Below are 8,565 nucleotides of genomic sequence, written 5' to 3'. Positions count from 1 at the left end.
GGCCGGCCCCGATCGGCACGTCCGAGACGATGTACACGTCGAAACCGGCCGCCGTCGACAGCGGCGCCCCGAATTCGCCGAGCGCCCAGGCGACTCCGAGCGGGTACGCCGACCAGCCCGCGAGGATGTCGGGGGTCAGCCCGTCGAGGGAGACCTCGACGATCTCGTCGGAGAACGAGCTCGCCACTCGCATCAGCCGGTCGCTGCGTGCGGCCAGCGCAATCACGGTGCGCCGGTCGATCGCGAACGGCAGTACGAAGCCGTCGTTGTAGTCGGTGTGCTCCCCGATCAGGTTCACCCGTCCGGGCGCCGACCAGAGGCCGTCCGGCTCGCCGGCGAAGCGATTGGCGAAACCTGCGGTCGCTGCGGAATCGAGGGCGCTCATGCGCGGGCCTCGCTTGCGGCATCCGCAGCCATCGACCGTTCGACGGCGGCACGGATGCCCGCAGCCGCCTGCTCGGGAGTGACGTCGCCGATCCACGCACCCATCGCAGCCTCCGATCCGGCGAGATACTTCAGCTTGTCCTCTGCCCGGCGCGGACTCGTGACCTGCAGCATCAGGCGGATGTCGTCCCGGTGAGTGTGTACGGGGGCCTGGTGCCACGCCGCGATGTACGGTGTCGGCGTCGAATAGATCGCGTCGATGCCGCGCAGGAGCCGCCGGTAGAGCACCGCGAGTTCGTCGCGTTCGGCGAGGCTCGTCGCCGCGAAGTCGGGGATCTGGCGGTGCGGCAGCATGTGCACCTCGATGGGCCAGCGGGCCGCGAAGGGCACGAACGCGGTCCAGTGCTCGCCGCGGATGATGACCCGGTCGGCGGCCTGTTCGCTTGCGAGCACGTCGGCGAAGAGAGTGGGACCGTAGGTTTCGAGCGACGCGATCACGCGCTGGGTGCGCGGGGTGACGTACGGGTACGAGTAGATCTGGCCGTGCGGATGCCGCAGCGTCACGCCGATCGCCTCGCCGCGGTTCTCGAAGGGGAACACCTGCTGGATGCCCGGGAGCTGCGAGAGCACGTGGGTGCGCTCGGCCCATGCCTCGATCACGGTGCGGGCCCTGGTGACGGAGAGGCTCGCGAAGGAGCCCTCGTTCTCGGGGCTGAAGCAGACGACCTCGCAGCGCCCGACTGAGGTGCGGGTGCGCCCGAGGCCGATCTCGGAGAGCTCGGCGAGCCCTGCCGGCGCGTTCGCGTCGGTGAGCAATGGCCCGAAGGACGGCGACTTGTTCTCGAACACGGCAACGTCGTAGTTGCTCGGCACCTCGCTCGGGTTCTCCGGCGTCGACGGCGCGAGCGGGTCGAGGTTCGCCGGCGGCAGGAACACCCGGTTCTGGCGTGCGGACGCGATCGAGACCCATTCGCCGCTGAGCGGGTCCTGGCGCATGCTCGCCGTCGGCGGGCGCGGGTCGAGCTGGCGGGTATCGGCGGCGCGTTCGGGCGAGAGCCGCGTGTCCGGGTCGTCGAAGTAGATGAGGTCCCGGCCGTCGGCCAGGGTGTGGTGGTGACGGGTGATTCCGGGTGCGGCGACGAAGCCTGCGCTATCCATGACGGTGTCCATAACCCTCACCACGTTAGCGGATCTGCGCAACCGAAACCAGCGGTTTCTAATTGATAACTAAAAGAAAGTAAGCGAAGATGGGGTTATGACATTCGAGACGCCGGCAGACCGCGAGCTGCTCCCGCAGCACCAGCGCAGGGAGCAGATCCGCCGGCTCGTCGACGAGCGCGGCTTCGTGCGGGTGAGTGAGCTGCGCGAGGCCTTCGGTGTGTCCGGGGTCACCGCGCGCGCCGACCTCGACGCACTCGAGACGGAGGGGCTCGTGCATCGGGTGCACGGGGGAGCGGTGCCCGCGCTGGCCCAGGGGTCGACGCTCGCCGCGGACACCGAGCCCTCTTTCGAAGAGTCGCTCGGGGCATCCGTGATACCGAAGCAGCAGATCGGGGCGCTCGCCGCATCCCTCGTCGTGAGCGGGCAGAGCGTGATCCTCGACGTCGGCACGACCAACCTCGCCATCGCCCGTGCCCTGCTCGCCCGTACGGAGCTGAGCGACGTCGTCGTGATCACCAACGGGCTCAGTATCGCCCTCGAGCTCGAGCCCGCCATCCCGCGCTTCACCGTGATCGTCACGGGCGGTTCGCTCCGGCCGTTGCAGCACTCCCTCGTGGAGCCGCTCGCCGCGACCGTGCTCAGCCAGGTCCACGCCGACCTCGCCTTCATCGGCTGCAACGGCGTCGACGCGGGAGGCGGGGTCACGAACATCAACCTGCCGGAAGCCGGCGTCAAGACCCTCATGCTCCAGGCGGCGACCCGGGCGATCGTGGTCGCGGACGGCTCCAAGCTCGGCCGGGTGCACCTCGGCAGGGTCGGCCCCCTCGATGCCTTCGATTCCCTGCTGACGGATGCCGCAGCGCACCCCGATGCGCTGGCCCGGCTCCGCGAGGCCGGACTCACCGTGCTCCAGGGCGAATAGGCTGGTCCCATGCGCGCAGCCACCGGAACCCAGTACGAACTGACACACGAGACCCCGGACGGGCGGGCCACGGCGACGATCACCGAGGTCGCCGCCGGGATCCGGGCCTATGCCCTGAACGGCATGGACCTCGTGGAGACCTTCGCTGCGGCGGTCGAGCCGCCGATGTCTGCGGGCATCGTGCTCGTGCCGTGGCCCAACCGCATCCGCGACGGGATCTGGCGGCACGGCGAGGACAGGCAGCAGCTCAGCATCACCGAGCCCCTCCTGAACAACGCCATTCACGGACTCCTCCGCTTCACCCCGTATCGCCTCGTCGAGCGGGACGCTGCGGCCGTGACCCTCGCCGCGACCGTGTTCCCCCAGTCCGGCTTCCCGTTCCAGCTCGACACGAGCGTGACCTATGCCCTCACCGACACGGGCCTCGAGGTCACCCACACCGTCCACAACGTCGGCACAGAGAACGCCCCCGTGGCCATCGGCGTGCACCCGTACCTCAAGATCGGCGACGTCCCCACAGAGGACCTCGTGTTGCGCGTCGACGCGGACACGCACCTCGAAGTGGATGCCCGGCTCAACCCGACCGGTGTCGACACCCCGGTCGGCGGCACCGGCTACGACCTCCGTGCCGGTGTGCGCGTCGCCGATCTCGCGCTCGACGACGCCTTCGGCGGCGCCGGACGCGAGCACTCGCTCACCGCTCCGGACGGCCGCAGGGTCACCGTCTGGGGCGACGAGAACATGCGGTACGTGCAGGTCTTCACCCCGACCGAGTTTCCCGTCACGGCGAGCGATGGCGCGAGCCCCATGCCCGGCCGCGCCGTCGCGATCGAGCCGATGACCGCGCCCGCCGACGCATTCAACTCGGGGGCCGGCCTCCGCTGGCTCGCGCCGGACGAGTCCTGGACCGTGCGCTGGGCCATCCGCCCGACCGGATTCCAGGCCTAGGGTCGCATCCATGGCGCTGACGCGCGAACCGACGCCGGGCCGGTCGACACCCGGTCGGCCGAAGCCCCGCGGCACCAGGCGGCGCCGTACCGCTGTGCTCAGCCCCGCAGACGCGGCCCGGCTGGTGGCCCTGGTCAGGATGAAGCGGCTCGCCCTCGCGCTGCTCCTCCTGATGGCGCTCGTCTTCGCGGTCTCGTTTGCGCTGCAGGATCGTATTCCCGCACTGCACTACGTCAGGGCCGCCGCCGAGGGCGGCATGGTGGGCGCCCTCGCCGACTGGTTCGCCGTGACCGCGCTGTTCCGGTATCCGCTCGGCCTGCGCATCCCGCACACCAACATCATCGCGAGCCGTAAAGACGAGATCGGCGCGAGCCTCGGCGAATTCGTGGGTACCAACTTCCTCTCCGAGCAGGTCGTCCGCGGCAAGCTCGACTCGATCGGGGTGTCCAGGAGACTCGGCACCTGGTTGAAGCTGCCAGACAACGCCAGCAGGCTCACCGAGGAGATCTCCGTCGCCGGCACCGGGCTGCTCACTCTCCTGAGCGACGACGCGATCAAGGACCTCATCGAGACCGTGGCGCGCGAGCACCTCGTGCGTCCGGAGTGGGCGCCGCCGATCGGCAGGGTCGGCGCGCGCCTGCTCGCCTCCGGGCAGCAGCACGCGGTCGTCGACCTGCTCCTGGATCGCGCGGAGGCCTGGCTCGAAGCCCACCCGGAGGCCTTCGGAAAGGCCGTGTCCGCTCGGCTGCCCGGCTGGCTCCCCGGCTTCGTCGACCGCCTCGTCGACGACAGGGCGCACCGCGAGGTACTCGGGTTCGTCGCCGCCGTGCGGGCGGATGCCGCGCATCCGCTTCGCGAGGCCATCGACCGTTACCTTGTCGAGCTGGCCGACGACCTCGAGCACGACCCGGCGATGATCAACCGGGTCGAGACCCTGAAGCTCGAGCTCCTGGACAGCGCCCGCCTGCGCGAGTTCGCGAGCGAGACCTGGGAGGCCGTGAAGGTGTCCCTCGTGGCGTCGCTCGGCGACCCGTCGAGCGACCTGAGGGACGGCATCCGTGCGACCGTGATCGAGGTGGGCGAGCGGCTCGCCGGCGACGGCGCGCTCGGAGGGCGCATCGATCGCTGGATCGCCGACTCGGTCACGTACCTCGTGCGGACGTACCGGGACGAGATCGCCGGTGTCATCACCGAGACGGTCGAACGCTGGGATGCCGCGGAGACGAGCGAGAAGATCGAGCTGCAGGTCGGACGCGACCTCCAGTACATCCGGATCAACGGCACCGTCGTCGGCTCTCTTGCGGGGCTCGCGATCTTCGCCGTCGCCCAGGCCGCCGTCACCCTCCTCTAAGCCGGGCGTCTAGGCAAAGTACACCAGAGCAGAGCGGAGCCTCCGCGGCCCGACGCGGCGAGGCCCCGACCGGTATCACCCGGTCGGGGCCCTCGCCCGGTCACGGTGGCTGCTCAGGCGGCGCGGCGCAAGCGGGTCGGCGCTTCCGTATCGAGCGGATGCCGCGTCCCGGTCGGTCGTGCCTGCGCGCGTGCCGCGGCGGTCACGATGCCGCCCTGCGGGATCCGGATGTCACGGTCGACGACGGCTCCGCTCTGTACCCGGGCGCCGTCTCCGATCCGGGAGTGGCTTCCGAGACGGGCGGCCGCGCCGATCACGGCGTCGACGCCGACGTGCACGTTCTGGCCGATGAAGGCCCGCGCTCCGACAAGGGCGTTGTGGTCGATCCAGCTGCCCGGTCCGATCCAGGCCTCCGCACCCACCTTGGCTCCGCTCTCGACGTATGCCGTTCCGGAGATGAAGGCGGACGGGTCGACCCGCGCCCCGCCGGAGACCAGTCCGCGTCCGTTCGCGTGCCGGCGGTACTTTTCGATGGTGCCGGTTTCGGTCTCGACTTCTTCGTTAATTCTTTCCACGTGCGACCTCCTTGAATTGTCGCGTCACCCCGCAGCTCCCGCTCCGCTGTGTGCCCGCAGCGCGCGTGGCGCGACTGCGGAGCAACAAGTCTGGCGGCTGAGCCCGAGTGCTGACCGTGTCAACGCTGTGTGCTCCCCGAGAATTCCCCGGGCGGTCGCCCTGCCTGCCGCCTGGAGGCGACGCCCGCAGCCACGGTCGCGACACCGATCGTGATCAGGGCGCCGAGGATCAGAGCGGCCGCCTCGCCAGGCGCAAGCAGCTTCAGCTGGGTCCCGATCGTCGCCGCCGCAACCGGCACGCCGAGCTGGGCGGCCGCAAGCAGACCGTACGGCAGTGGCAGGCCGAGCAGCCGGGCCGAGGCATGCGCGACGACGGCGCCGAAACCGAGGACGAGACCGAGCAGGACCATTCCGGGCCGGGCCAGGAGGTCGAGCACGTTGAGCGAGGCGCCGAGCCACACGTAGAAGAGCGGCCCGAGGAAGCCGTCGGCGATCGCGAACAGTTGCCGGGCAAGGCGCCTCGGCTCTCCGACCATCGCGACGGCCAGCCCGAAGGAGAACCCGGCGAGCATGATCGAGACGTGGCTCACCACCGCGAGGGCGGCGAACGCGAACAGGATCGTCAGCTGCACCCGTAGTTCGAGGGCGAACTTGCGGTCCTCGGACACCCGGTGCAGCCGGAGCCGGGCACCATTCTTCTCGAGTCGTGACAGCACGAGATACAGCAGCGCCGCGGATGCCGCGACCGCTGTGGCGCCGAGCGCGGCCGAGCCTGCATTGGCCGGGTCGATCACGATCGGCAGGGCGACGATCGCAGCGACGTCGGCGATCGCGACCTGCGCGGTCACCTGCAGCACCGACGGGCCGGTCAGTTTCAGCGAGTCGATCACCGGCAGCACGAGCGCCGCAGACGACGACGCGAGCAGCACCGCGTACAGCGGCGCATGCCCGGTACCGAAGAGCACCGCCGTCGCCACGCCGAGCACGATCGCGATGACGGCGGCCAGACCGGCCCTGGCCGTGCCCTTGCCGAGCGCCGAACGGATACCGGCATCACGCACCGGGACGTGGGTGCCTGCCACGAACATGATCAGTGCGAACCCGACGTCAGCAAGCAGGGTCAGGGTCGGATCGCTCGAGTCGACGAGGCCCAGCCCGGTGCGGCCGACGAGGATTCCAGCGAGGAGCTCGCCGAGCATGACCGGAACCCGCCAGCGCTGCGGGGTCGCCAGCAGCGGGCCGAGCAGGCCGACCAGGGAGATGATCGCAAGGGTCTGGAACGTCATCGGGGTGTCCGGACAGGCAACCGGCAGTGCGCCATGGCGCGGTTAGAGCGTCAGGTCCGCCAGCTGAACCGGGATGTCGGTGTTCTCGTTCGTGAGGTAGGTCGCGCAGACGCGGTGGTATCCATCCGCGATGTGCAGCGGAACCGCGGCAGGCAGATTGCCGCGCACGAGCAGGATCGGGCCCAGCCGGCGGCCCTCGCGGATCAGCCTGAGGTAATTGGCGACGTGCGGGTTCTCCGGCGTGAGCAGGGGGAGACCGGCTGCGCGCAGGATGTCCTTGGCCTTGTGGAAGGTGATGGGCGCTGCCTCGAGGGCGAGCGAGGTCGCCTCGACCGCGTGCTCGTTCACGAGCAACCGCAGGTAGTCGGCCGCCTTCGGGTAGTTCTCCGGGATGGGCTCCTCGAGCCACTTGACCTTCCTGGGCATTGCGACTCCTCGTGCCGGGCATCCGTTGGTGGGGCGATAGCCTGAGCGTAGTACGAATGGGTGTGCCCATTCGAGCGGCTCGGGCCGATGGCCTGAGGATCGGGAGAAGACACGTGCGGCGAGAGAGCGGTCCAGCGGCGGCCTCGCTGATCCCGCCGTTCGCCTACGTCACGTCGGCCGCCGGCTTCGTCATCGTCATCAGCGGCCTGGTGGATGCTGCGACCTCGGCAGGGGGCGGGCTCGGCTCGCTGTGGACCTGGCTCTGGACCCTCGTGGCCGCCGTGGTCTCCGCGCTGCCCGTCGCGTTCGGAGCCCGGTTCCCGCGCTGGGTCGGGCTCGCGGGAACCCTCGTGTTCTTCGCGGTGACCGCGCTGCAGATGGCGGTCTCGACTGCCCCGATCCTGTCGGTGAACAACCTGGTGCTCTACCCGATGTTCGCCTGTTATCTCGGCTGGTTCTACCGTCCGTTCGTGTCGCGACTGGCGGTCGGATTCGCGTTCGGGGCCTCCGGCATCGCGCTCGCCGTGAATCCCTTCGACGCCGTCCAGATCACCTGGGTCAACCTGGCTCTCGCGTCGCTCTTCTGCCGGGAGGCCGCTGGGTATCTGCGGGCCAAGCTCGACCGGGAGATCACCACCGACCCGCTCACCGGCGTCCTGAACCGGTCGGGGCTGGATGCCCGTCTCGACCTCGAGCTCGCCAGGGGAACGCGTACCGGGCAACCGATGACCGTCGCGATTCTCGATCTCGATGACTTCAAACGCCTCAACGACGAGCACGGGCATGCGGAAGGGGATCGCGTGCTGGTGGCCTTCGCGGGCTGCCTGAGACGCAACACGCGACCCTATGACTCGGTCGTGCGCCTGGGCGGTGATGAGTTCCTGCTGCTGATGACGTCCACGACGGTGGAGCAGGCCAGGGAGATGCTCGCGCGGATCTCCGCACCGGGCGGTCTGGACTGGTCGTCGGGACTGGCAGAAGCCCGCCCCGGAGATGACGCCCACAGCATCCGCGAGCGCGCGGACCAGGAGCTCTATGCCGAGAAGCGGCGCAAACGGAGCGGCCGCATGGGAGTCAGCGGGGGCTAGGCGAGCCCGCCGTTGGTGAAGATGACCTGGCCGTTGACCCAGCGGGCGGGGCCGGCGAGGAACGCGACGGTCTCGGCGATGTCGGTGGGCTGGCCGAGCCTTTCCAGGGGGACGGCCGCGGCGAGGTTCGTGATCGTGGCCTCGTCCTTGCCGTTCAGGAACAGGGCGGTCGCGGTCGGGCCGGGGGCGACCGCGTTGACGGTCACGTCCTTGCCGCGCAGTTCACGGGCGAGGATGAGCGTGATGCTCTCGACCGCGGCCTTGCTCGCCACGTAGGCGCCGTAGCCGGGGAACTGGGTGCGGGTGACGGAGGTGGAGAAGTTGACGATCGCTCCGCCCGGGCGGACCCGGCGTGCCGAAGGCTGCTCTGGCTCGAGATTTTGGTATCAGCCGCGAAACCGTTTACGCCTACCTCCGCGCTGAC

11 protein-coding genes are annotated in these 8,565 nt (G+C 69.8%); 5 read left to right on the top strand and 6 right to left on the bottom strand.

The features are described from left to right. The coding region (locus tag QN345_RS12545; protein ID WP_323508699.1) for a galactokinase family protein at nt 1-385 on the bottom strand (385 nt) is incomplete at its 3' end. Then, a complete protein-coding gene (galT, locus tag QN345_RS12540; protein ID WP_134449997.1) occupies nt 382-1,542 on the bottom strand; it encodes a galactose-1-phosphate uridylyltransferase in 1,161 nt (386 codons plus the stop codon). The genes QN345_RS12545 and galT, both read right to left, overlap by 4 nt. 97 nt (nt 1,543-1,639) lie before the next feature. Between galT and QN345_RS12535 the strand changes: the two genes are divergently transcribed. From QN345_RS12535 to QN345_RS12525, 3 genes are read left to right on the top strand one after another with little or no spacing between them, the layout of a single operon-like run. Continuing rightward, nucleotides 1,640-2,467 (top strand): DeoR/GlpR family DNA-binding transcription regulator, encoded by an 828-nt coding sequence (locus tag QN345_RS12535; RefSeq protein ID WP_322140980.1) that lies wholly within the window; start codon nt 1,640-1,642, stop codon nt 2,465-2,467. Nucleotides 2,468-2,476: 9 nt separating this feature from the next. Next, entirely contained in the window at nt 2,477-3,415 is a 939-nt protein-coding gene (locus QN345_RS12530) for an aldose 1-epimerase family protein (RefSeq protein ID WP_322137216.1), read from the top strand. A 10-nt stretch (nt 3,416-3,425) separates the two neighbouring features. Then, the gene (locus tag QN345_RS12525; protein WP_322137217.1) at nt 3,426-4,766 is read left to right on the top strand and encodes a DUF445 domain-containing protein; all 1,341 of its coding nucleotides are present in this window, start codon (nt 3,426-3,428) and stop codon (nt 4,764-4,766) included. 113 nt (nt 4,767-4,879) lie between these two features. Here QN345_RS12525 and QN345_RS12520 read toward each other — a convergent pair whose 3' ends face one another. The 3 genes from QN345_RS12520 to QN345_RS12510 all read right to left on the bottom strand — a co-directional run bounded on the left by QN345_RS12520 (nt 4,880) and on the right by QN345_RS12510 (nt 7,053). Further along, entirely contained in the window at nt 4,880-5,341 is a 462-nt protein-coding gene (locus tag QN345_RS12520; protein ID WP_134450001.1) for a hypothetical protein, read from the bottom strand. 119 nt (nt 5,342-5,460) lie between these two features. Then, nucleotides 5,461-6,627 (bottom strand): cation:proton antiporter, encoded by a 1,167-nt coding sequence (locus tag QN345_RS12515; RefSeq protein ID WP_322137218.1) that lies wholly within the window; start codon nt 6,625-6,627, stop codon nt 5,461-5,463. A 42-nt stretch (nt 6,628-6,669) separates the two neighbouring features. Further along, a complete protein-coding gene (locus QN345_RS12510) occupies nt 6,670-7,053 on the bottom strand; it encodes a hypothetical protein (protein ID WP_134450003.1) in 384 nt (127 codons plus the stop codon). Nucleotides 7,054-7,166: 113 nt separating this feature from the next. Between QN345_RS12510 and QN345_RS12505 the strand changes: the two genes are divergently transcribed. Then, a complete protein-coding gene (locus tag QN345_RS12505; RefSeq protein ID WP_322137221.1) occupies nt 7,167-8,141 on the top strand; it encodes a GGDEF domain-containing protein in 975 nt (324 codons plus the stop codon). Here QN345_RS12505 and QN345_RS12500 read toward each other — a convergent pair. After that, nucleotides 8,138-8,470 carry an SDR family oxidoreductase gene (locus tag QN345_RS12500; protein WP_323508701.1) on the bottom strand — a complete coding sequence of 111 codons (333 nt, stop codon included), beginning with the start codon at nt 8,468-8,470 and terminating at the stop codon, nt 8,138-8,140. The genes QN345_RS12505 and QN345_RS12500 overlap by 4 nt on opposite strands. Before the next feature lie 23 nt (nt 8,471-8,493). On the opposite strand from QN345_RS12500, the gene QN345_RS12495 reads away from it, so the two are divergent. Beyond that, the coding region (locus QN345_RS12495; protein ID WP_323508700.1) for a helix-turn-helix domain-containing protein at nt 8,494-8,565 on the top strand (72 nt) is incomplete at its 3' end.

Source organism: Cryobacterium sp. 10I1 (genome assembly GCF_035019805.1).
Lineage (GTDB): Bacteria > Actinomycetota > Actinomycetes > Actinomycetales > Microbacteriaceae > Cryobacterium > Cryobacterium glucosi.
This window is presented reverse-complemented; position numbering and strand designations above follow the sequence as displayed.

Coding starts and splice junctions, on each gene's coding strand:
- galT (WP_134449997.1), bottom strand. CDS start 1,542: ATGGATAGCGCAGGCTTCGTCGCCGCACCCGGAATCACCCGTCACCAC.
- QN345_RS12535 (WP_322140980.1), top strand. CDS start 1,640: ATGACATTCGAGACGCCGGCAGACCGCGAGCTGCTCCCGCAGCACCAG.
- QN345_RS12530 (WP_322137216.1), top strand. CDS start 2,477: ATGCGCGCAGCCACCGGAACCCAGTACGAACTGACACACGAGACCCCG.
- QN345_RS12525 (WP_322137217.1), top strand. CDS start 3,426: ATGGCGCTGACGCGCGAACCGACGCCGGGCCGGTCGACACCCGGTCGG.
- QN345_RS12515 (WP_322137218.1), bottom strand. CDS start 6,627: ATGACGTTCCAGACCCTTGCGATCATCTCCCTGGTCGGCCTGCTCGGC.
- QN345_RS12510 (WP_134450003.1), bottom strand. CDS start 7,053: ATGCCCAGGAAGGTCAAGTGGCTCGAGGAGCCCATCCCGGAGAACTAC.